The organism is Lysinibacillus sp. UBA6686 (assembly GCF_002455205.1).
GTDB classification, from domain to species: Bacteria; Bacillota; Bacilli; order Bacillales_A; family Planococcaceae; genus Lysinibacillus; species Lysinibacillus pakistanensis.
In genome coordinates this window covers 1-21,965 of the sequence record NZ_DKJS01000033.1, presented here as the reverse complement: position 1 = coordinate 21,965, position 21,965 = coordinate 1, and the positions used below count along the sequence as shown (strand labels likewise).

The following is a 21,965-nucleotide window of genomic DNA, read 5'->3' as shown; positions in this document are numbered from 1 at the left end:
AGTTTTTCAACACTATGAACCCCTTTCACCAAATCATGTGAAAGGGGTTCCTATCATGTTAAACAATTAGCCTGTAATTGCCTACGTTTATCTACAGTTAATCCGAATTCCTGCTCTAAAAAGGCAGCCTTTGAACCATACCGTCTATCCATTGCATCAAATGCTGCCTGTAAATAATCCTCACGAGCTGACATCAATGCATAAAATTGCTGTAATTCTCGTTCATTATAATGTTGTTGAATGCCCTGAGCCATTCTTTCAACCATTGGACGTAAATGTACATTTGTATCTAAATAGTCTTCCATAATTGTTTCCTCTGGTACATCTAATGCCAGTAAAATAAGTGCACCACCGATGCCTGTTCGATCCTTCCCTACTGCACAATGATGAACTAGCCCAAGATTATTAGGGTTTTGGATAATCGTCATTAGCTCTTTAAAGGAAGCATTATTAAAGGGCATTTGTGCATAAAATTCTTGGAACATTTCTGGACTAACAACCTTATAAAAGTCTTTTCCACCAGTGTTCGTTGGCATCTCAAAAGCATGATTGCCCTTTGCTGGGATTTGAATATAGTGAGCATGCGGAAAAATGGGATTAGGATTATTTTGGGCTTCATGATTATCGCGATAGTCAAATATCGTTTTCACACCTAGTGTTTCAAAAAGCTGCTTATCTGCTGCCGTCATCTTTCCAAGAGCTGCGGAGCGAAAAAACATGCGACTCTTTACGACACGACCATCTCTCGCTTTATACCCACCCATATCACGAAAATTATAGACTGCTTCAAATGGAATAACCTTCACATCAAACTGTTTCATTCATTACCCCTCCCATAATTCATGCATTATTATCTTTATTTTATAGAACGAATCGAAAGAATACCAATTTTCACACTATGAATTGATTTATCCACTACATAAAAATAAAACTCCAACAATCATTCCTTAAAATGATGTTGGAGTTTCAATTCACATTACGCCCGAATCATAAGTTCTTCTGATTTTCACCTTTTTTATAAAAACCTTCTATAAATTGTATTAATTTATCAAACTCCACTGAAAAAATATCCTGAATACCGAAATATCCCTCACTGTCCCCTATAATATTAGCGAACTTTTTATAGAGTCGATGGATGTATTCATGATGACGATAGGCATAAAATTGAACTTTCTTTACATCCTTATGTTCTTCTAAAATATGCCTTAGCATTTGTAAAAAGCCATTAACAAAGGAACGACTGTTTTGATATTCTTTCTTTAATAGGGCACAATCGATAAAGACAATTTCTTTATTTTTAAAATGATCCTCCCGTAATCCCAACGTATAGCTAGCTGCCGCGATTACTTCCTGTTGGGTATTATAAAAGAGCAGTAGATTTGTCTCTTCTATCATGATAGATAAACTTCCCAAAGTCTCCAGAATGGGATACATATCGTCAAACATATTTCTATTTTGTAAAAAGAAAATCGCAAACTTTTCAAAATCCTCTTCTGTCCTACATTTCATTATATGCATTCATCTCACCCTCCTTCTAATTGAGAAACTTAGCTGCCCATTTTCCATCTATTAAAATTGGTTCCACAGTGCCGTCCTCACGCACACCATTCACTTGTAGGTATTCGGAGCCAATCATAAAATCTACATGGATTATACTAGAATTAATACTGTTTTCACGATCAACTCTATTCCCCTCTTTTAAGCCTGAAATATATCCATGCCCAATCGCTAAATGACAGGACGCATTTTCATCAAATAAAGTATGGTAAAATAGTAGATTACTTGCTGAAATAACAGAGTCATGAGGTACTAATGCAACTTCACCAATATATTTTGCGCCCTCATCCATGCTCAAAATACCTTTTAACGCATCAAGACCTTTTTTAGCACTGCAATCAACTATCTTCCCGTATTTAAAAGTAAGGGTAAAATCATCAATTACATGCCCCTCATAAACTAATGGCTTTGTATTTTTAACTACTCCATTAACACCCGTTTTAAGTGGTGTTGTATAAATCTCTTCTGTTGGCATATTGCAAATAAATGGGGTGCCATTGTCATTTGTTTCTAAGCCATTCAGCCAATGATGATTGTTTGGTAATTCGATTTTTAAGTCTGTGCCTTCACTGATAAAATGTAAATAGCGAAAGCGTTCATCATTTAATAGTGCTGCCCTTTTATTTAATCCTTCTATATGTTGCTCCCATGCTGCTATTGGATTTTCAGCATCCAATTTCATTATCTTAAAAAATTCCTCCCATAGCTGCTCTAGTCCTTCCTTTGGCACCATATATGGAAAGATAGACTCTGCCCATTTCTCCGTTGGATAAGCAATAACAGTCCAGCTAACTTGCATGCTAGTCAATTTTTTGGTAAATGAACGGAAAGCAATGGCAGAAGCATATTCAGCTTTTTCGGTCTTAATTGGATCAATTCCCTCCATGTTTTGTAGATGGGGTGAAATAATATAAAGAAAGGCAGCACCATCACTAGCCATCTCTTCATATCCTTTCACAAGCCAATCTGGTGTATACTCCAACCCCTGCTCTGACATAAATTCATATTCAATGCGAGCGAGCTCTTCATCTATCCATTTAATATATACAAAATGTGCCCCATTGAGATAAGCATATCGACAAATTCTTCTTACAAAATCAGCAGCAGCAATAGATGCAGATATTACTAATGTCTGCCCTTGTTGAATATTTATTCCCACTTTTATGACTAACTTCGCATACTCTTCTACTTTATTTTCAAAAGTTTTCATTTTTTGTTTCACTCCCTCTTATTTATTAAACACGCCAATGTATCTTTTTACTTATCAATAGATAGGAAATGCATGAAAAAATAATTAAAATAAACACTTCTTTAAATAAAGATGCTGTCCACCCTACAGTAAGCATTTCATGGAGGATATTTGCTACATATGTTGTTGGTAGCACATAGGAAATCCATTGGAGAATAATTGGAAGGTCAGTTATTTTTATCATAACTGGTGTTAAAAAAGTAACAAACATCAGTAAAAATTGAGCGACAATATTTGTGAATTGCGGATTTGGCGATAAAAAACCCATTAAAACGCCTATACCTACTACACTAAAGATTGCCAATAGTGCTACTGGTAGCAGAATCCACTCGAAATGAAGACTCACCTCATATAGACGCTGACCTAAAATAAATACGATAATAAAGGATGGTAGAGAGGTTAAAATGCCATAAAATAATAAGGATAGTATGAAATTAATTTTACGGATGGGAAGTGATGCGTAATATGTAAAATAGCCTCCAAATTTTTGATAAGAAATATCTTGTCCTAAAATATTCATCCCCATCAGCAGAATACTAAAAACCATATTTCCGATAATTAATCGTGCCAACTGGTCTTGACTTGAATCCCCTAATAGAAAATTTAAGAAAATCAAGGTAACCATAGGAAATATTGCAGACATAGCGATAATCCACCATAATTGATGTCGTACAATAGCGATTTGGATTCGAAAGAGGATAAACAATTCAATAAAAATTTGAGTGAAGGGATTTATTATTCTCATTTTGCTAGTCACTCCTCTGTTGCTCTTGAAGCATAGAATAGACATCCTCTAGGCTTGGCGGTAGCAGTGAATATTGGCTAATGTTCAATGCCTCGTCTTGTATCAAATCAACAACAGGACGAATAGAATGTTTTTCTATAAGCATTGTGAGCTTAGCATCCTCCACTAATTCAACTTTTCCAAAACCCTCAAGGCGATCTTGGATCTTTTGAAAAGAAGCTTCATGCGCATAAATTTCTAAACGCATTCTTTGATCCACCCTTCTCTTCAGCTTTTCTACATGGTCAATTGCTAAAAGCTTTCCGTTATCTATAACAGCTACACGATGTACAACTTTTTCTGCTTCTAAAATATTGTGAGTCACTAAAATAATCGTTGTACCCTTGTAATTAAGCTCACGGATGATTTCCCATACTAATTTCCGCTTTAATGGATCTAGCTCATTTGTAGGTTCATCTAGAATTATGACTGATGCCTGCCCAATCAAAGTCGTTCCTAGGCTAATAAGTCTTCTTTGCCCTCCAGAAAGTTTAGATACCAGTTTATTTCGATATGCCTCCATTCCTAAACGTAGCAGGATGTTATCCGTCTGCTGCTTTGCTTCTTTTTTAGATAACCCCTTTAACCTTCCCGTAAAATAAATGGCTTCCCATGTTTTTAAAAATGATAAAGCAAAAGTCTCTTGTGAATAATAAGCGATTTGCTTAACGACATCCTTTGTATTTCTAGACACTTCCTGTCGCTGAAATTTCACTGATCCTACTGTAGGTGCTAAGTGACCAATCATCTGCTTTATCAATGTTGTTTTTCCTGCACCATTTGGTCCTAGAATTCCAATGATTTCTCCTTTATATATGGTCAGTGAAATGCCATCATTAGCTTTGTACCTTCCTTTTTTGTAGTAGAAAGTTACATCTTCTAACTCATACACTGGTTCAAGCATATTAAACAGCCTTCCCTGTTAAAATTTTAAAAGATTGAGGCCTGGCTTTATAAGCCAGACCTTTAAACAAATTATCTACCTGTAGGTAATCTATCGCCCGTACGAGTGGGAAATGATGGTGGTGGAAACATCATTACTATTCACCTCACATTCTATTGAAGAAATAAGAAGGTCAATCACAGATTTTCGTGATCAATTATGCCTCGGTATAATTGTGTCTGGAATCGGCATTGTGTTTACACAAAGAACTCCTTTTCGATTCCGTGACATCCGCCGGAGGCTTTAACTTCTTTCAGCAGGTGTTTGGACACCCTCTGAAAAGTAGCTTAAATTCGCATTCATCTCACCACCTATAGAGGTGGGAGATTTCTGTACCTGCCGCTGCCGCTACGCTTACGCGCATAAAACATCTGCCGCTACGCTTACGGTACAAATGATATTTGCTGTAAGAAGTTAAATCACTACGATTAGGAACATCATCATATTATTCTACTCTGAGGCTAGCTTTTCCTCTATTTTTTCTTCTGGTTTTGTCGACAGCTTTCGCATAATCATAAACAGGAAAACTGAGAGTATTAAAACTAATGTGCTTAAATAAAACTGAGAGCGTAAAGATTCTATGAGCGCTTGGCATAAATAAACAACGGTTAAAATTCCAATTGTGACATAAGAAAGATATGGGAATAACCACATTCTAATCGATAATGGCTCATTTGAAACTTTGTCATAATAACGTCGGAAACGAATTTGTGAAATAGCAATAAAAATATAAACCGCAATCATCAATCCGCCAACACAATTACCTAAAAAATAGAAGATAACTTCAGGTGAAATGAAATATAGCATCGCACAGATATACGCTACCAATGTACTCCCGATAATGGCAGGTACCGGTGCTCCTCGCCGATTTTTAATTTGCGAAAATATTTTCGGCGCATCACCCTGACGAGACATTTCAAGCAACATACGGGAGCTTGTATACAGTGCAGAATTTAAAACTGAGATTAATGAAATAAAAATGACGATTTGTATAACTTGAGCAGCAATAGGAAGCCCTGCCAGCGTTAAAATATTTGCATATGGTGCTGCCAACATTTTTGTATCATTCCAAGGTAAAATTAAAACCATAATAGCTACTGAGCCTACGAAAAATAGCCCTAATCGAAACACAACATTGCGAATGGCACGCACAATATTTTTCGCTGGATTTTCAGACTCTGCTGCTGCAATCGCCGCTACCTCTGCACCGCAAATTGAGAAAATGACAAAAACTATGGCAGTGAAAATTGGGACAATACCATTTGGTGCGAATCCACCGAATTCTGTTAAGATCCCTAACCCCTTTGCCTCATAGTTTGGCCAAATGCCTAGGATCATAGCTAGACCAACTACTAAAAATACGAGAATGGCTGAAACTTTAACGAAGGAAAGCCAATATTCGAATTCTCCAAATGATTTTACAGAGTAAATATTAATGATGGTCATTAACAATGTAATGCCGATACTCCCAACCCAAATCGGTATAAACGGGAACCAATTATGCAGCATTCCCCCAATAAGTGCCGCTTCTAGCCCCACAATAAATACCCAACTTGCCCAATATAGCCAGCCAACAGTAAAGCCTGCCCATGGACCAATATACTTCCCTGCATATGAAGCAAATGAACCTAACTCTGCAGAACCATTAGCCTTTTCCCCAAGCACAATTTCTCCTGCCGCCATTTCTCCAACCATTTGCATAATTAAAACGATCAGTAAGCATGCAATTGCATATGAAACGACTGCCGCTGGACCAGTGCTTAAAATGTTTTTCCCTGTACCAACGAATAGCCCTGTACCAATTACCCCTCCAATGGAAATCATTGTAATATGCCGTGTTTTCAGTGATTTTTGCAAAGCTCCCATTAAAGCACCCCTTTAGTGTTTTATGTAGACATTTACTAGCCCCTTTCCTCTAATTCAATGTCTACTGTTTAATGAGCAAATTGGATGCCAACTTTATTCAATTATTAAAAATTTCAAATAATTATCTATCCATATCTTTTATTGTTGTCATTTAAAATGGTTGGTTCATATATGCGATTTCGAATTTTTGATGCAAATGTACATCATTGATACTTCATTTACATCATCTATCCATATGCTCGATTGAATGAGCTCATGATGTTCATTTCTTCTCTATACTTCGCTACTGTTCGTCTAGAAATTTGAATACCTTCGCCACTTAATATTTTGGTAATTAGCTGATCCGTTAAAGGTTTTTGTTTATCTTCACCTTCAATCAACTGTTTAAGTCGCTTTTTAATATACATAATCGAATCCATTTTTCCAGAACTATTCATCACGCCCTTTGTAAATAAAGTTTGTAAAGCATATACGCCGTGGGTGGTTTTTATATATTTTCCACGAACAGCACGACTAATCGTTGACACATGTAACCCTAATATGTCCGCAACATCTTTTAAACGCAAGGGCTTTATAGCCTCAATTCCTTGATGGAAAAAACCTTCTTGTAATTTCACTAGTAATCTAGTTAATTCATAAAGTGTTTTATCACGTTGCTCAATTCCTTGTATCAATAACAGAGCATCTTTCATTGTGTCTTGGAAATATGTTTTACAATTTGGGTCATTCTTTAATATTTCTACATAATGTTGATCAATCGTAACGGCTGGTACATATCCCCGATTCAATTTAATCAACCATTCCTCATCGAATTTTTCTACTTCAATTTCGGGAATGATATATGGAATCGCTTCCAATTTGTCTCCTGATAGCACTGGTTGTAAATTTTTTATATAGTCCACAGTATTTTTTACTTCATGTATGGGTGTTTTGTATTTTTTACTTAATTGTTTGATGGCCTGTGCAGCTACTAACTCTAAATCATCTTTGATAAATTGGTAGGTCAAATTGGGTGCAAGTTCATCCCTATCTACCTGAATAAGTAAAAATTCTTTTGTATTCCGTGCTCCTACTCCCACTGGTTCAAATGTTTGAAGTAAGTCCAATAATGCCTCTACATGCAAAAAACTTGTTTTAAATTTATCAGCGACCAATTCAACATCCACATCTAAAAATAAACGATCGTCTAAGGATTGAATTAAAAACGTCAAGATTTTTAAATCCATAGAAGAAAGATTTTTATGCAAAGGCACCTGTTCCAATAAAAATCGTTCATAGCTTTCTTTTGCAGCTAGCCCCATCTCAAGGAAATTAAAAGAATTACGTTGCGGCTCATAATAGCGCGAGGAAAAACTCTTAACGGAATAGCTTGCTAATTGGGAAATTTCCTCATATTGTCTTTTTACCGCTGCGTCAGTAACAACTAATAGAGGATTTTCATTGGCTTTGTCATAAATAAACTGTTCTAACTCATTTGTAGAGTATTGCAGTATTTCTAAATGCTGTACAAGCTGCGCTGATAAAACTTGCATAACCTTTTGTGAAGTTTTTATAGCTATTTGCACGCCCTTACCTCCCCAACAAAATTTTCTACATAGTAACATGTTTATTCTGCATTTTACCATTTTTTAATTAAAAATATTATTTTCTCTTCATTACTTTTTCCTCTACGGATAAATTTTTAATAATTCAAAAAAATACATTGACTCCATTCATAAGAAGTCATAAAATACACATATAAAATAATAGTTACCACATTGCGGTAAAATAGGAGGAATGATGAAATGCTTCATTTACCAACGGTGCAATTTACAGAAGAGCAGGAACATTTTCGTGTAGAGGTCAGAGCTTTTCTACAGGATGAATTAGCAAAAGGAACCTTCACATCGAAATGTGATTCTTGGTTAAGCGGAGACGATCCTGAGTTTTCCAGATTAATAGGTCAACAAGGTTGGATTGGCTTAACTTGGCCAAAAAAATACGGAGGTCAAGAGCGAAGTACTATTGATCGATATATTTTAACAGAAGAATTTTTAGCCGTTGGCGCCCCTGTTGCAGCACATTGGTTTGCCGACCGCCAAACAGGTCCTCTTCTTTTACGTTATGGGTCAGAAGAACAGCGTGAATTTTTCTTACCACAGATTGTGAAAGGCGAATGCTACTTTGGCATAGGCTTAAGTGAACCTAATAGTGGCTCTGACCTAGCTTCAGTCACTACACGTGCTGAAAAAGTAGAAGGTGGCTGGATTGTAAATGGGCAAAAAATATGGACGAGTAACGCTCATCTTTGTCATTATATGGTCACTTTAGTACGTACAAGTCCGTTTGATGGGAAAAATAAGCATGCTGGCCTAAGTCAGCTCATCATCGATTTACAAGCACAAGGTATAACCGTTGTTCCCATAAAATATTTAACTGGTGAGCACCATTACAATGAGGTGTTCTTTGATAATGTTTTTGTACCAGACAATATGGTAGTTGGGGAAATCGGTAATGGCTGGGCTCAAGGATTAGCAGAGCTTGCCTTTGAACGTAGTGGTCCAGAGCGAATATTGAGCACATTCCCATTAATCGATGAGCTTATTCAAGAGCTAAAGCGCCAAAATAATTCACAAGGATTAATGCAAGCATCTAAAATTGTTGCTCGTCTTTGGAGTCTAAGAAATCTATCAATTGGTGTGGCTCAGCTTTTAGAATCCGACAATAGTGAGGACGTATCTATACCAGCAGCACTTGTTAAAGCACTAGGGACGAAATTTGAGCAAAGTATTCCTGAAATCACACGTCTAATCATACAGACTTATCCTTCGCTTGATGCCGATCGTAAAATTGATCGCTTTATGGCCCAGTCTATTTTACATGCACCAGGCTTTACCATTAGAGGTGGAACTTCAGAGGTATTGTATGGCGTTGTAGCGAAAGGAGTTGTAGCACAATGAGTGAGATGAAAGACATGATTACGGAAGTTGTTGACCGTATGTTAAAGGAAAATGTCGATAAAGATTTAGTCGATACTGTAGAACAAGGTGATTGGGCACCGGCATTATGGGAATTATTGGAGGAAAATGGTATGACGGTTGTAGCCGTTACCGAAGAAAATGGAGGTGCAGGCGGCGATATTGAAGATTTACTGAATATTGTTCGATTAACTGGAAAATACGCTGCTCCGATCCCATTTATTGAAACAACCTTTGCGAACTATTTACTGGAGTATTTAAACTTACAGGTACTAGAAGGTTTAGCGACATATAGGTTATCTACGAACCAAGTCTTTACGTTAGAGAACGGGACATTAACAGGTCAGGCTCATCATATACCTTGGGCACGTCACGTGAAGCACCTAGTAACACTTGCTTATAGTACAGAGGGTACACATCTAGTAGTAATAGATTTAAGTCAGGCTGACATTAAACAAGGTACAAATTTAGCAGGCGAACCGCGTGATACTGTGACATTCCAACAAGCACTAGTTTCACAATTGTCTGCTGTGTTATCTCCTGACGAAATACACAAATTAACAACACTCAGTACTGCCTTTCAATTAGCCCTGATGACTGGTGCTATCGATAAAATAAATGACTTAACCATTCAATATACGAAGGAGCGTGAGCAATTCGGTCGACCAATTCATCGCTTCCAGCTTGTCCAGCAGCATATTGTTCACTTAGCAGGTGAAACGGCTATTGCTTTAGCGGCATTTAATAATGTAACTGAAGCCCTTCTTACAAACAATGAAAATAGCGAGGTTGCATACGCCCGCATTCGTTTTGAAGAAATCATTCAAGCAGTAACAGCCATCTCCCACCAAGTCCATGCAGCCATCGGTACGACCCACGAGCATAGTTTGCATCAATTTACACGTAGACTTTGGGCATGGCGCGACGAAGGAGTAGATTCCTCTTATTGGACTAATATTGTAGCATTACAGCTAATGGAAAATAGCGAGGATAGTCTTTGGGCGTATTTGACTACTTCTACTAGTAGTTCCCCATTACTCAATGTAGAAGGATGAAGATTGCAGTAAGTACATTCAAACCATTAACCTAAAGGGAGTGTTTTTCAATGACTGATTTACTTTTTGAAGTGCGAGATCATATTGCAACCATTACTTTAAATAGACCAGAGGCGTACAATGCTTTCAGTGAAGAAATGATTACTGAGTGGATAAAAGCGCTTGAAATTGTTCGCGATTCTAACGATATTCGAGTTGTCATTGTGAAAGGTAATGGAAAGTCTTTTTGTGCGGGCGGCGATATTAAAGCAATGCAGGCTGGTGAGGGCTTTTTCCAAAGCGAAGCAGATATCTCTTCTACAGGTTTAGCACGAAAAAATTCACTTTGGAAAAAAATTCAGCGTATTCCCCTTCTCCTTGAAGAAATTGATAAGCCTGTTATTGCACAGGTGCATGGCTTTGCAATGGGCGCTGGGCTTGATATGGCCTTAATGTGTGATATTCGGATTGCCGCTAAATCTACAAAGATTTCAGAAAGCTATATTAACGTTGCTATTGTGCCTGGAGATGGTGGAGCTTATTATTTACCAAAATTAATTGGTATTGATCAAGCATTAGATATGTTCTGGACAGCTCGTGTACTAACTGCTGATGAGGCAAAGGACAAAGGTGTTGTAACATTTGTTGTGGATGACCATGAGCTAGACGAATACACAATGAATTATGCTAGGGACTTAGCAAGTCGTCCAACTACAACACTACAATTCATTAAGCGTGCTGTTTATCAAAGTCAACGCATGGATTTACGTACTGCTCTTGATTATATTTCGTCACAAATGGCAATTGTCACAGAGTTGGACGATTTTAAAGAGGGTGTTAGCGCGGTTGTAGAAAAACGTAAGCCTGTTTATAAATGATGTGTGTAGGAGGAAAAATGATGCAACCTCTTGAAAATATTCGAATACTAGACTTATCACGCGTTTATGCTGCCCCTGCTGGCTCCATGATGTTGGCAGATTTAGGAGCAGAAGTAATTCGCATTGAACATCCAAATGGCTCCGATAGTATGCGAGATTGGGGACCGTTTGTTCAAGAACAAAGTACGTACTATCTATGTGCTAACCGAAATAAAAAATCGATCCTACTAGACTTAAAAACAACAGAGGGTAGAGAAAGATTTAAAGATCTTGTCAAAGATGCAGATATCGTACTTGAAAATTTTAAAACTGGGGATATGGCACGAATGGGTCTAAGCTATGAGGAGTTGAAAAAAGTTAACCCACGTCTTATTTATTGTGCAGTCACAGGGTTTGGGCAAACTGGTCCTCTTGCACATGAACCTGGCTTTGACCCTGTTATTCAGGCAATGAGTGGCTTAATGCATGTCACCGGCTCCCCTGAGGGTGAAGCAACAAAGGTGGGTGTACCTATTGCAGATATTTTAACGTCTAATTATGTTGTGATTAGTATTTTAGCTGCCTTACGACTACGAGACCAAACTGATCAAGGTCAATTTATTGACTTAGCTTTACTAGATGTCCAAATGAGTAGCCTAGCAAATGTGGCAAGTGCTTATTTAAATACAGGCTTTTCCTCACAGCGTCTTGGGAATCGCCATAATAATGTTGCCCCGTATCAAGTATTTCAATGTGCAGATGGTCCCTTAATGATTTGTGTTGGGACAGATGGACAATTTGAAAAGTTTTGCGCGATGCTGAAGCATGAGGAATGGGCAAAGGATCCACGCTTTTTATCAAATACCCTTCGTAAGCAGCATGAGGCTGAGCTTGTACAAATGATAGCTAATGTCACAATTACAAAAACTCGGGATGAGTGGATCACATTATTACAGCAGTATAAAATTCCTGGTGGTAATGTGAATACGATTGCCGAAGCATTAGCACAACCTCAGTTGATTGCACGTGATATGATTGGTGAAATAGAGCACGAACAATACGGGACCATCAAGTTTATAAAAAGCCCATTGAAATTTTCCAATTTAAATATTCAATACAAATTAGCACCACCGTTACTTGGAGAACATACAAACGAATTCCAAAAATCCTCTCTCCTCTAATCAATTTACGCTATAATAGAAGTAATTTTTATCTTATTAAGATAAAAGCTTCAGCCAAAGGGTCAGATTTTCTGATATCCTGTAAATATGATTTTTAGTAGGTGTTGAGATGAATCAAGAGATTTTCGAAAAAAACTATACAATGTCATCGCTGCACAAAGCTATTAAAGTATTAAAAGCTTTCACAAAAGATGAACCTAGCCTTTCTCTTACCGAGTTAAGTAAAAAAACAGGGATAAGCATCTCTAGTTTACAGCGTTTCGTTTCTACCTTTGTGTATGAAGGTTTTCTACATAAAGATGAACGTACAAAGCGCTATCAATTGGGGCATTCACTTTTATACTTAGGAAATTTAGTTAAAGAAGAATCAAGTCTAATTATTGTTGCAGAGCCCATTTTAAAAAAATTAAATGAAGAAATTGGCGAGAGTGTTTCCATGAATATAATTGATGGATTGGAAAGACGCTGTATATTAAACTATGATTCCACCTACCCTCTTTCAACAAAGATGTTCGTTGGGGACACTTCTCCCCTTTATGCGGGCGCTTCCTCTAAAGCATTGCTCGCTTTTATGTCAAATGCGGAGGACTATGTCGAGAGTATTGAGCTTGAACTAATTTCCGATAAAACCATTCTTTCCAAAGAACAGCTTTGGGAGGAATTACTACAGATTCGTAAACAACGATTTGCAAAAAGTAGAAGTGAACGTGTACGAGGCGCATGCTCGCTGTCCGCTCCGATTTTAAATGCTTCCGAGCAAATTATTGCCTCCGTGTCATTGGTCATACCTGAAGTGCGATACAATGACTATGATGAAGATACCCTAATCCATACTATTCAAAGCGTTGGTTTAGAAATTGAAAAACAATTATTTTAAAAAACTCCCGAATGAGCTCATACCTCATTCGGGAGTTTTTTATTCATTTACACGGATTATTTTAAGGAACTCATTCCAATGATTCAATCGTGGCAAATCTACTTGCTGATTATAGGATTGATTTTTTAAGATTACTTTTGTTGCTACATTGCCAAGTGTTTCTAACACTGCTGGTTTATCATCCACATAGACATCTAAGGCAAGCTTCTGAATAATCTCTACTTTTTCTGTATCCTGCATACCACAGAAAAAGTGACTATCTTTGATTGGGAAGCCCTGTGCTACCATCCATTCCCTTGTGCGTGCACAGTACTGCTTGGGACGAGATGTAATGTAATAAATTTCATGTCCCTGCTGTGCTAACAATTGAAGTGCTTCAAGGGCACCCTCAAAGGAAGGACAGTCTGTAAAATAAATTTCCTCCATGGAGTGATTCCACATCGTCGCCCCCTCTGTTTCTGTTAACCCAAACGGTTCATGAATCTCCACCCTTTGCAATGCTTGAAAAACTTCTTGCGGAATATTTTTACCTAATTTTTGATTATAGAGGGAAAAGGCGTGAGCACGTAAATTAATGAGTGTGTCATCAATGTCAAAGCCAAATTTCATGTTTATTTTCTTCCTTTCAGGACGCCTTGTTGATAAAGTTTGCCGCGAATGTTTGCTCTTTCTCTAGTTGTTTTGCCAAAACTTCCTCAATAGCTAGCGTGCGCATTTCCTGGAATTGTTTCACCTCGAATTGAGCAAGTGATTCTTTCTTTAACAGCGATGCTAAACAATCTGCATCCTTTAACGCACTGTTAAGACCAAATGCCCCTGTTGGTGTCATCGTGTGAACAGCATCCCCTAGCAAAGCAATACCCTTTGTTCCCCAACTTTCACAACGGCTACTGAAAACGTCAAGCAAGACAAAATCATGCCAAGAGGTGATATGTGTTTTTACTGAGTCTGCTAATTCTGGAAATGCCTCTGAAAGCTGATGGATAAAAGGTGTAAAATCCTGTTTTTTTAATTGAGCAAAACTTCCCTGCTCTATATTCCATCCTATCTGAATAAAGCCACCAACCTGTGTAAACAATGATAGCTGCTTATCTCCAATTAAGGCCATTTTTATAGACGGCTCCCAGCCATGTGGGGCCAAAATTTTTGCCCAAAGTAAGTCAAAGCCATGCTTGCGTTTTTGAATATCAATTTGTGCATGCTTACGAATAGTAGAATAACGACCGTCAGCCCCAATAATCAATTGACTACCAATTTCAATAATCTCCCCATCTTTTGTTGCTACAACGCCTATATACCTACCTGAAGAGTCCTGTAGAAGCTGTGTTACTTTTGTATGTAGGAGACATGAAAAATGAGGAAATTGCTGTGCTTTTTGTAAAATTCCCTGTAATAAATTTGCTTGGGGTACATGAATTCCTAAATGCCCAACAGCTTCATCAGGAAAGATTGTTTTAAAAACTTTCCCTTCTGCGTAATATTCAAGCTTCTCCATACGTAATATACCAAGTGCTTCAACTGCTTCAAAAAGCTGATGACTTTTCAAAACAGCCTCCCCCTCCTCATTTAAATGCTCGCCACGAAATGCCTGACCAAGTGCTACATTTTGCTCTAATAGGATAACTGATAGGCCATTCTTTGCTAATAAATAGGACAATAGTGCTCCGCCTGGACCTGCGCCTACGATACAAACATCAGCTTGATAATTCACTTGCCTTCACCCTTCTTTGGATAAGCAATAATACGTAAATCCTGACCAATCTTTTCAAAGGAGGCAACTTCAACATCCCATGATGCATCCATTGTCAAAGGATTCGGACCAGCAAATGGTGTTAAGGATAATTTTCCTCCAAGAACTTTTGGTGCTATATAAATGACAAATTTATCAATGGCACCCTGCTGTAAAAAGGAGGCATTTACTGTGCTGCCACCCTCCACTAAAATATCAGTAATACCATATTGATAGAGCTTATCAAGCATATCATCAATCCTAAGGCCCTCTTGATTACGGCGCACTTTCATAACAGTTATACCTTGTTCTTGTAAGGCTGTTATTCTCTCAAAACTTGCATCCTCATCACAAACAATAATTGTGTCTGCTTCTTTTACATCTAGGACATGAGCATGTGCTGGAATACGGAGTGTGCTATCCATAATGATACGTACCGGATTTTTCCCGTATTCCTCTTGTAATCTTGTTGTCAAGGAAGGATTGTCAGCTATCACCGTGCCAATACCAACTAAAATCCCATCAACTTGATGTCGAATATGATGAACATCCTGACGAGCCGCCTCCCCTGTTACCCACTTAGAATGTCCTGTATGAGTCGCGATTTTTCCATCTAAGGTCATCGCGTACTTTGAAATGATAAATGGTCGTTTTGTTAACATATTATGAATAAAACGTTCATTTAAGCGTTGAGCCTGTTCCTCTAATACGCCCACAGCTACCTCAATCCCTGTATCACGTAGCAGTTGAATTCCACGTCCAGCAACTGCAGGATTGGGATCTTGCATGGCAACAACAACGCGCTTAACTTCAGATTCCTTCACTAAATTCGCGCAAGGAGGTGTTTTTCCATAATGTGAACATGGCTCAAGTGTTACATAAAGTGTGGCACCTTTCGCATGTTCTCCAGCCATACGAAATGCATGTACCTCCGCATGTGGTTCACCCGCTTTTCTGTGTAAGCCTGTGCCTACTATAATGCCGTCTTTTACGATTACTGCCCCAACAAGCGGATTGGGGTTCGTATTGCCTCTTGCACTAGCTGCTAGATCCAGTGCTAATTGCATATATTTCTCATCTGTCGTCATCGCAGCTCACCTCACTTCTCTTCTCGTATATGTCCAGATCTTTCAACTTTTGTATTTAAATAAAAACTGTTTGTTTCTGTCAGCCCTCCCCATAATGGGACATGTCCTTCTGCAGCTAAGCCGTGTGCCTGTAATGCTGCAAGCTTTTTCGGATTATTCGTAATAAGCGTAACTGGCTTTGAACGTAGGGCACCTAATACTGTAATTGCTTCTTCATAGGAACGAATATCGTCTGAGAAGCCTAGTGCATGATTAGCCTCTACTGTATCCAATCCCTCTTCTTGTAATAAATAGGCAAGAGATTTGGAGAATAAACCAATGCCACGCCCCTCATGATCCGCCAAATAAAAAATAGCTCCACAGCCATGCTCTACAATCATTTTCATCGATTCATGTAATTGATAGCCACAGTCACAGCGCTGACTGCCAAAGATGTCACCTGTATGACATATACTATGCATCCGGATTAAAGCATCGTCTGTATGGGTAAAATCACCATAAACAAGAACCGATGATTGTTGTGAGAAAGCTAAATTAGCAGAAGCTAAACCATCAATGACTTCTTCTTTCGATAAACTTGTATCTATTTTTAGCCAGTTATACCATTGAAAAATCGCTGAAAAATCACCTTGTTTCACCGGTAACTTGACTGGCCCAACTAGGCAAATATTTTCTGTTTTAGAGTGTTGTACAATGATCATTTTATCTTTCACTATATCCATAACTTTTGTTGTAATTGTCATTTTTTCTCCAACCTTCTATTGTAACAGCTAGTTCATTCCACTAACTGAGCACGTGTATTTTCACATTACTTACATAACGTAACTTAGTTTATAATAATAACTAAAAACTGTCAAATAACTGTTCCTATTCTATAGCTAAATATATATAGAAACGAAAACTGCTATAAGACATTTTAATGATATACTAATAGCTTATGGGAATGCTATTTTTTCTGTGCAGGCTAGTCTATAATAAGCTGAGGTAATTGTAATGGAAAGGAAGTTTAGAATGAACTTAGAAAAGAATGTTCAGGTGAAGCAGCCAAAATATCAGCAAATTGCGGTGGATCTTGCTTCAAAAATTGTAGAAAGAAAATATAGTATTGGCGATAAAATTTATGCTAGATCCTCACTTGCAAGTCAATATAATGTATCTGCAGAAACAGCCAGAAGAGCTATCGCAGTTTTACAAGACTTAGAAATTGTAGAGGCTTCCAAAGGCAGTGGTGTCATTATTAAATCATACGAAAAGGCAGCCCATTTTGTCCGACAATTCCAGGATGTACAATCTGTCCACGAGCTACAAAGTGAGCTGATGATTAGTATTCAAAAGCAGCATCAAGAATTATTGAACCTACAGGATAAAACGAAACAGCTGATTAGTCGAACAGAACATTTCCGATCCGTCAACCCGTTTATCCCCTACCAATTAGAAATGACTGCCGAAAGTCCTTGCATCCATCAAACAGTACAAGCTTTAAATTTTTGGCAAAATACATCTAGTACGATTGTTGGTATCCGTCGAGGAAATGAATTATTACTATCACCTGGACCATATGTTTCGTTTGAGGAAGGTGATATTATTTACTTTATTGGCAATGATGAAAGCTTCGCTCGTGTTCAGAGCTTTTTATATCCAAATTAAAATCCGCTTAAGCGCTGATATCACAGCGTTCAAGCGGATTTTTTCTTGGTTGTCGATTTGACAAAAGTAACAACTCTTTGTTAGTCTTAAGTTGTTACTTGTTTATTTTTGGGTATCATTATCCTCAAATAGTATTTATCTTCATGCAGCAAATGTTTGTAGCGAAAGTGAAATACCGGCTATAGAATACTCCCACCTTTATAGGTGATGAGATGCAGATGTGAAGATATAGTCTCTGGCAAATGTCACGGAATTTGAGAAAAAAGAATGATGCAAACACTATTCAAAACCGGACAAAATATTTATTTATGTAACAGCATATTTACGCCAAGGCTAAATTATTCTTCGAAAGGAGTGGTTCTATGGAAAAAATAAAGGTGGAGCATGTTTCAAAAGTTTTTGGGAAGCATATTCCTCAAGCATTAGAACTCGTCAAGCAACAAAAAAGCAAGACTGATATCTTAAAAGAAACAGGTGCAACTGTTGGTGTCTATGATGCAAGCTTTACAGTAAATGAAGGTGAAATCTTCGTCATCATGGGATTATCAGGAAGTGGGAAATCAACACTTATTCGGCTTTTAAACCGACTGATCGAACCAACCAGTGGAAACATTTATATCGATGGAGAAAATATTTCGTCAATGGGAAAGGAAAATTTACGGAATGTCAGAAGGAACAAAATGAGTATGGTTTTTCAAAACTTCGGTTTATTCCCCCATCGTACACTTCTTCAAAATACCGAATATGGCCTTGAAATCAGAGGCATCTCAAAGGATGAACGTCAAGCAAAAGCGGAACAGGCACTCGCAAATGCTGGCTTACTCGCGTATAAAGACCAATATCCGAATCAATTATCAGGTGGTATGCAACAACGTGTTGGTTTAGCGCGTGCACTTGCCAATGATCCTGAAATCTTACTAATGGATGAAGCCTTTTCAGCACTTGATCCATTAATTCGGAAAGAAATGCAAGATGAATTACTCGATTTACAACGAACATTGAAGAAAACCATTTTATTTATCACCCATGATTTAAATGAGGCATTGCGTATTGGAGATCGTATCGCCATTATGAAGGATGGCTCCATTATTCAAATTGGCACAGGGGAAGAAATTTTAACTAATCCAGCAAATGATTATGTCAAAACCTTCGTGGAAGATGTAGATCGTTCTAAAGTATTAACTGCTGAAAATGTTATGGTTCGGCCTGTATATGTCAATGTTGACTTAGATGGTCCTGCTGTAGCTCTTAAGAGAATGCGCCAAGAGGCAGTTAGTTTGCTAATGGCGGTTGACAAAAATCGTCATTTAAAAGGCTATATTACAGCTGATGACGCCCTAGCAGCTGCTAAAAAGCATGAACAAACCGTGCATACCATTGTTCAATCAGAGGTGTTAACCGTTCCACCAGATATGCTATTACAGGACATTTTAGGTTTGATTCATAATTCTCCTACTCCTATTGCAGTTGTAAAAGATGAGCGCTTACTTGGAGTTCTCATTCGTGGTGTTGTCATCGAAGCATTATCAACTAGCGATGAGGAGGCTATAACACATGAATAATTTTTTAGACAATATTCCAACAATCCCTCTTGCTCCATGGGTAGAATCAGCTATGGACTGGTTGACGAGTAATTTTTCAGTGTTGTTTAACGCTATTCAAAAATCTGGAAAACTACTCATGAATCAGGTCACTGATTTATTAATAAACATTCCTGCCATTATTCTTATAATACTTGTCGTCATTTTTGCCTTTTTCATCACGGGCAAGAAATTTGGACTAGCTGCTTTTTCATTCATAGGCCTGCTTTTTATTTATAACCAAGGCTTATGGTCACATCTTATGGAAACAACTACACTTGTACTTTTCTCAAGTATTATTTCAATTATTATTGGTATTCCACTTGGCATCCTTATGTCCAAATCGAATGTAGCAGAAAATGTTATTAAGCCCATACTTGATTTTATGCAAACAATGCCTGGCTTCGTATACTTAATTCCCGCAGTTGCCTTCTTTGGCATTGGAATTGTACCTGGTGTCTTTGCATCTGTTATTTTTGCATTACCTCCAACAGTACGTATGACGAATCTCGGTATTCGCCAGGTTCCAAAAGAGTTAGTGGAAGCTGCAGATTCCTACGGCAGTACAGCTAGCCAAAAATTATTTAAAGTGGAGATTCCACTCGCAAAATCAACCATCATGGCAGGTATTAACCAAACCGTTATGCTTTCACTATCAATGGTGGTCGTTGCCTCAATGATTGGCGCACCTGGACTTGGTCGTGAAGTATTGACTGCACTGCAACGTACACAAGTTGGTAATGGATTTGTAGCAGGTTTGAGTCTAGTAATCTTCGCGATTATTATTGATCGTTTAACACAGAGCTTTAATAAAAAGAAGGCAGCCTAGAAAAAACATAGCGTTTTTTTGATTATATAAATAAGAAAGGAAGATTCGATGAAATTGAAAACTTTATCTAAATTAGGAATGGCTTTAGGTCTTGGCTTTATGCTTGCTGCATGTAGTGGTGATGATTCTAACAAAAGCAGCGGAGACTCAAAGGATGTCAACCTTGCCTATGTGGAATGGGATACAGAAATTGCTTCCACGAATGTCGTAGGTCAGGTGCTTGAGGACTTAGGATATAATGTAACATTAACACCGCTTGATAATGCTATTATGTGGGAGGCTGTTTCAAAAGGGGAAGCAGATGGAATGGTTGCTGCTTGGCTACCTCATACACATGCCTCTCAATACGAAAAATATAAGGCTGATTTAGATGAGCTAGGTGAAAACCTGGCTGGTGCAAAAATTGGTTTAGTAGTACCAAGTTATATGAATATAAATTCAATCGAGGATTTAGCAAATGAGGCGGATCACACAATAACAGGTATAGAGCCTGGTGCAGGAATCACGGCTGCAACTGATAAGGCGTTAGAGGAATACGATAACTTATCAGATTGGAATCTAATAACCTCTTCATCTGGCGCCATGACAACTTCCCTGGCAAAGGCCATTAAAAATAAAGACGAAATTATCGTGACAGGCTGGTCTCCTCACTGGAAATTCGCAAAATATGATCTAAAATATTTAGAGGATCCAAAGGGTGTTTACGGCGGGGAAGAAACAATTAATACCTTCGTTCGCAAAGGCTTAAAAGAGGATCAACCAGATGTCTATTCTGTCCTAGATAATTTCCATTGGACATCTGAGGATTTAGAAAGTGTAATGCTTGAAGTTATGGATGGCAAAGATCCAAAAGACGCCGCTAAAGACTGGATAGAGAAAAACGCTGATAAAGTAGCTGAATGGACAAAGGATGTAAAAAAATAATATTTTCAAAAAGCACTTCCGTTTAATGTGGAAGTGCTTTTATTTATGATAATAATTTTAAGAAAATTGCTGCTCCTAGGACCAACGCAATACAGAAAATCCGTCTCCAATCCTTTGATTCATTAAAGAATAGCATACCTAGCAATGCTCCTCCCGCCGCTCCGATTCCTGTCCAAATAGTGTAGGCTGTGCCCATCGGTAAAGTTTCCATAGCATATGCAAGGCCCGCAAAACTTAGGGTAAATGCAAAAATCAGCAGTGCTAAATTTTTAATGCTCTTAGTATCGTTATATTTGCTAATCATATAAACACCCATCATCTCACAGAGCCCTGCAATCACCAATGCCATCCATGCCATTATTCACTCACCTCTTTATCTTTTGGCTCTCCAGTTACAAGCTTTAAGCCCACCACCCCTGAAAGTAACACGACAATACATAAAATTTTAGCGATTTTCCACGGCTCTCCAAATAGCAAGCTATCCGCACACACCGTTCCCGCCGTACCTAAGCCTACAAATACTGCATAAACCGTTCCGACAGGCAAACTTTCCCCAGCTTTAATTAATAAATAAAAGCTTACAAAAATAGCAACGGCTGTACCTATCCATTCAATACTATTTCCCGCATGCTTTAGGCCTATGACCCAACCGACCTCAAAAAAAGCAGCAATGATAACACTTGCCCATTGTTTATTCATAGTGAATTCCTCCATATTATTGCTAGACACGGACTAAAGGCTAGCCCAAAGGTTTTAGCTTTATTTTTATTAAATGAAATTTTCATAAATGCGTTTTTTTCTCTGGGTGGAGCGTTTTTATTCAGGAGCCGAGCGTTTTTCTTCTCGAGCCGAGCGCTTTTCTC

Annotated in this window: 22 protein-coding genes; 9 read left to right on the top strand and 13 right to left on the bottom strand. The window is 38.0% G+C overall.

Going from position 1 to position 21,965, the window contains the following annotated elements; translation table 11 throughout:
• Positions 1 to 53 precede the first annotated feature (53 nt).
• The 7 genes from B2R82_RS08350 to rpoN all read right to left on the bottom strand — a co-directional run bounded on the left by B2R82_RS08350 (position 54) and on the right by rpoN (position 7,964).
• Positions 54 to 821 (bottom strand): tyrosine-protein phosphatase, encoded by a 768-nt coding sequence (locus tag B2R82_RS08350; protein WP_286924426.1) that lies wholly within the window; start codon positions 819 to 821, stop codon positions 54 to 56.
• A 166-nt stretch (positions 822 to 987) separates the two neighbouring features.
• Positions 988 to 1,518, bottom strand: coding sequence for a hypothetical protein (locus tag B2R82_RS08345; protein ID WP_286924425.1), 531 nt, complete (start codon positions 1,516 to 1,518; stop codon positions 988 to 990).
• Positions 1,519 to 1,534: 16 nt separating this feature from the next.
• Positions 1,535 to 2,767 carry an aminopeptidase gene (locus B2R82_RS08340; RefSeq protein ID WP_286924424.1) on the bottom strand — a complete coding sequence of 411 codons (1,233 nt, stop codon included), beginning with the start codon at positions 2,765 to 2,767 and terminating at the stop codon, positions 1,535 to 1,537.
• Positions 2,768 to 2,792: 25 nt separating this feature from the next.
• Entirely contained in the window at positions 2,793 to 3,551 is a 759-nt protein-coding gene (locus tag B2R82_RS08335) for an ABC transporter permease (protein ID WP_286924423.1), read from the bottom strand.
• A gap of 4 nt (positions 3,552 to 3,555) precedes the next feature.
• The gene (locus B2R82_RS08330) at positions 3,556 to 4,494 is read right to left on the bottom strand and encodes an ABC transporter ATP-binding protein (protein WP_286924422.1); all 939 of its coding nucleotides are present in this window, start codon (positions 4,492 to 4,494) and stop codon (positions 3,556 to 3,558) included.
• Between the two features lie 489 nt (positions 4,495 to 4,983).
• Positions 4,984 to 6,399, bottom strand: coding sequence for an amino acid permease (locus B2R82_RS08325; protein ID WP_286924421.1), 1,416 nt, complete (start codon positions 6,397 to 6,399; stop codon positions 4,984 to 4,986).
• A gap of 227 nt (positions 6,400 to 6,626) precedes the next feature.
• The gene (gene rpoN / locus B2R82_RS08320; RefSeq protein WP_286924420.1) at positions 6,627 to 7,964 is read right to left on the bottom strand and encodes an RNA polymerase factor sigma-54; all 1,338 of its coding nucleotides are present in this window, start codon (positions 7,962 to 7,964) and stop codon (positions 6,627 to 6,629) included.
• Between the two features lie 219 nt (positions 7,965 to 8,183).
• Between rpoN and B2R82_RS08315 the strand changes: the two genes are divergently transcribed.
• From B2R82_RS08315 to B2R82_RS08295, 5 genes are all read left to right on the top strand, one after another.
• Positions 8,184 to 9,338, top strand: a complete 1,155-nt coding sequence (locus tag B2R82_RS08315) for an acyl-CoA dehydrogenase family protein (protein ID WP_286924419.1) — start codon at positions 8,184 to 8,186, stop codon at positions 9,336 to 9,338.
• Positions 9,335 to 10,411, top strand: coding sequence for an acyl-CoA dehydrogenase family protein (locus tag B2R82_RS08310; protein ID WP_286924418.1), 1,077 nt, complete (start codon positions 9,335 to 9,337; stop codon positions 10,409 to 10,411). Before B2R82_RS08315 ends, B2R82_RS08310 begins: the two co-directional genes overlap by 4 nt.
• Positions 10,412 to 10,461: 50 nt before the next feature.
• Complete coding sequence (locus B2R82_RS08305) at positions 10,462 to 11,268, top strand: enoyl-CoA hydratase/isomerase family protein (protein ID WP_286924417.1); 807 nt, start codon at positions 10,462 to 10,464, stop codon at positions 11,266 to 11,268.
• 20 nt (positions 11,269 to 11,288) lie between these two features.
• On the top strand, positions 11,289 to 12,428 hold the full coding sequence (locus B2R82_RS08300; protein WP_286924416.1) for a CaiB/BaiF CoA transferase family protein: 1,140 nt from the start codon (positions 11,289 to 11,291) through the stop codon (positions 12,426 to 12,428).
• Between the two features lie 109 nt (positions 12,429 to 12,537).
• Positions 12,538 to 13,305, top strand: coding sequence for an IclR family transcriptional regulator (locus B2R82_RS08295; protein ID WP_286924415.1), 768 nt, complete (start codon positions 12,538 to 12,540; stop codon positions 13,303 to 13,305).
• A gap of 39 nt (positions 13,306 to 13,344) precedes the next feature.
• On the opposite strand, the gene B2R82_RS08290 is transcribed toward B2R82_RS08295, so the two are convergent.
• From B2R82_RS08290 to B2R82_RS08275, 4 genes are read right to left on the bottom strand one after another with little or no spacing between them, the layout of a single operon-like run.
• Positions 13,345 to 13,914, bottom strand: coding sequence for a 5' nucleotidase, NT5C type (locus B2R82_RS08290; protein WP_286924414.1), 570 nt, complete (start codon positions 13,912 to 13,914; stop codon positions 13,345 to 13,347).
• A gap of 16 nt (positions 13,915 to 13,930) precedes the next feature.
• The gene (locus tag B2R82_RS08285) at positions 13,931 to 15,016 is read right to left on the bottom strand and encodes an FAD-dependent monooxygenase (protein WP_286924413.1); all 1,086 of its coding nucleotides are present in this window, start codon (positions 15,014 to 15,016) and stop codon (positions 13,931 to 13,933) included.
• Positions 15,013 to 16,122, bottom strand: coding sequence for a bifunctional diaminohydroxyphosphoribosylaminopyrimidine deaminase/5-amino-6-(5-phosphoribosylamino)uracil reductase RibD (gene ribD, locus B2R82_RS08280; RefSeq protein WP_286924412.1), 1,110 nt, complete (start codon positions 16,120 to 16,122; stop codon positions 15,013 to 15,015). Before ribD ends, B2R82_RS08285 begins: the two co-directional genes overlap by 4 nt.
• Before the next feature lie 11 nt (positions 16,123 to 16,133).
• Positions 16,134 to 16,865, bottom strand: coding sequence for a GTP cyclohydrolase II (locus B2R82_RS08275; protein WP_286924411.1), 732 nt, complete (start codon positions 16,863 to 16,865; stop codon positions 16,134 to 16,136).
• A 268-nt stretch (positions 16,866 to 17,133) separates the two neighbouring features.
• Here B2R82_RS08275 and B2R82_RS08270 point away from each other — a divergent pair, with 268 nt between their 5' ends.
• From B2R82_RS08270 to B2R82_RS08255, 4 genes are all read left to right on the top strand, one after another.
• The gene (locus tag B2R82_RS08270; protein WP_054772273.1) at positions 17,134 to 17,769 is read left to right on the top strand and encodes a TrkA C-terminal domain-containing protein; all 636 of its coding nucleotides are present in this window, start codon (positions 17,134 to 17,136) and stop codon (positions 17,767 to 17,769) included.
• A gap of 362 nt (positions 17,770 to 18,131) precedes the next feature.
• Positions 18,132 to 19,331, top strand: a complete 1,200-nt coding sequence (locus tag B2R82_RS08265) for a quaternary amine ABC transporter ATP-binding protein (protein ID WP_286924410.1) — start codon at positions 18,132 to 18,134, stop codon at positions 19,329 to 19,331.
• Positions 19,324 to 20,178: an ABC transporter permease gene (locus B2R82_RS08260; protein ID WP_286924409.1), complete on the top strand. Its 855-nt coding sequence runs from the start codon at positions 19,324 to 19,326 to the stop codon at positions 20,176 to 20,178. Before B2R82_RS08265 ends, B2R82_RS08260 begins: the two co-directional genes overlap by 8 nt.
• A gap of 48 nt (positions 20,179 to 20,226) precedes the next feature.
• Complete coding sequence (locus tag B2R82_RS08255; protein WP_286924408.1) at positions 20,227 to 21,102, top strand: glycine betaine ABC transporter substrate-binding protein; 876 nt, start codon at positions 20,227 to 20,229, stop codon at positions 21,100 to 21,102.
• 43 nt (positions 21,103 to 21,145) lie between these two features.
• Here B2R82_RS08255 and B2R82_RS08250 read toward each other — a convergent pair whose 3' ends face one another.
• Together B2R82_RS08250 and B2R82_RS08245 are read right to left on the bottom strand one after the other, a co-directional pair.
• A complete protein-coding gene (locus B2R82_RS08250; RefSeq protein ID WP_286924407.1) occupies positions 21,146 to 21,460 on the bottom strand; it encodes a DMT family transporter in 315 nt (104 codons plus the stop codon).
• A complete protein-coding gene (locus tag B2R82_RS08245) occupies positions 21,460 to 21,801 on the bottom strand; it encodes a DMT family transporter (protein WP_286924406.1) in 342 nt (113 codons plus the stop codon). The genes B2R82_RS08250 and B2R82_RS08245 overlap by 1 nt, the downstream gene beginning before the upstream one ends.
• Positions 21,802 to 21,965: the final 164 nt, after the last annotated feature.

What these genes read in the sequence shown, in the direction of transcription:
- B2R82_RS08350 (WP_286924426.1), bottom strand. Translation starts at nt 821, where the DNA reads ATGAAACAGTTTGATGTGAAGGTTATTCCATTTGAAGCAGTCTATAAT.
- B2R82_RS08345 (WP_286924425.1), bottom strand. Translation starts at nt 1,518, where the DNA reads ATGCATATAATGAAATGTAGGACAGAAGAGGATTTTGAAAAGTTTGCG.
- B2R82_RS08340 (WP_286924424.1), bottom strand. Translation starts at nt 2,767, where the DNA reads ATGAAAACTTTTGAAAATAAAGTAGAAGAGTATGCGAAGTTAGTCATA.
- B2R82_RS08335 (WP_286924423.1), bottom strand. Translation starts at nt 3,551, where the DNA reads ATGAGAATAATAAATCCCTTCACTCAAATTTTTATTGAATTGTTTATC.
- B2R82_RS08330 (WP_286924422.1), bottom strand. Translation starts at nt 4,494, where the DNA reads ATGCTTGAACCAGTGTATGAGTTAGAAGATGTAACTTTCTACTACAAA.
- B2R82_RS08325 (WP_286924421.1), bottom strand. Translation starts at nt 6,399, where the DNA reads ATGGGAGCTTTGCAAAAATCACTGAAAACACGGCATATTACAATGATT.
- B2R82_RS08315 (WP_286924419.1), top strand. Translation starts at nt 8,184, where the DNA reads ATGCTTCATTTACCAACGGTGCAATTTACAGAAGAGCAGGAACATTTT.
- B2R82_RS08310 (WP_286924418.1), top strand. Translation starts at nt 9,335, where the DNA reads ATGAGTGAGATGAAAGACATGATTACGGAAGTTGTTGACCGTATGTTA.
- B2R82_RS08305 (WP_286924417.1), top strand. Translation starts at nt 10,462, where the DNA reads ATGACTGATTTACTTTTTGAAGTGCGAGATCATATTGCAACCATTACT.
- B2R82_RS08300 (WP_286924416.1), top strand. Translation starts at nt 11,289, where the DNA reads ATGCAACCTCTTGAAAATATTCGAATACTAGACTTATCACGCGTTTAT.
- B2R82_RS08295 (WP_286924415.1), top strand. Translation starts at nt 12,538, where the DNA reads ATGAATCAAGAGATTTTCGAAAAAAACTATACAATGTCATCGCTGCAC.
- B2R82_RS08290 (WP_286924414.1), bottom strand. Translation starts at nt 13,914, where the DNA reads ATGAAATTTGGCTTTGACATTGATGACACACTCATTAATTTACGTGCT.
- ribD (WP_286924412.1), bottom strand. Translation starts at nt 16,122, where the DNA reads ATGACGACAGATGAGAAATATATGCAATTAGCACTGGATCTAGCAGCT.
- B2R82_RS08275 (WP_286924411.1), bottom strand. Translation starts at nt 16,865, where the DNA reads ATGACAATTACAACAAAAGTTATGGATATAGTGAAAGATAAAATGATC.
- B2R82_RS08270 (WP_054772273.1), top strand. Translation starts at nt 17,134, where the DNA reads ATGAACTTAGAAAAGAATGTTCAGGTGAAGCAGCCAAAATATCAGCAA.
- B2R82_RS08265 (WP_286924410.1), top strand. Translation starts at nt 18,132, where the DNA reads ATGGAAAAAATAAAGGTGGAGCATGTTTCAAAAGTTTTTGGGAAGCAT.
- B2R82_RS08260 (WP_286924409.1), top strand. Translation starts at nt 19,324, where the DNA reads ATGAATAATTTTTTAGACAATATTCCAACAATCCCTCTTGCTCCATGG.
- B2R82_RS08255 (WP_286924408.1), top strand. Translation starts at nt 20,227, where the DNA reads ATGAAATTGAAAACTTTATCTAAATTAGGAATGGCTTTAGGTCTTGGC.
- B2R82_RS08250 (WP_286924407.1), bottom strand. Translation starts at nt 21,460, where the DNA reads ATGGCATGGATGGCATTGGTGATTGCAGGGCTCTGTGAGATGATGGGT.
- B2R82_RS08245 (WP_286924406.1), bottom strand. Translation starts at nt 21,801, where the DNA reads ATGAATAAACAATGGGCAAGTGTTATCATTGCTGCTTTTTTTGAGGTC.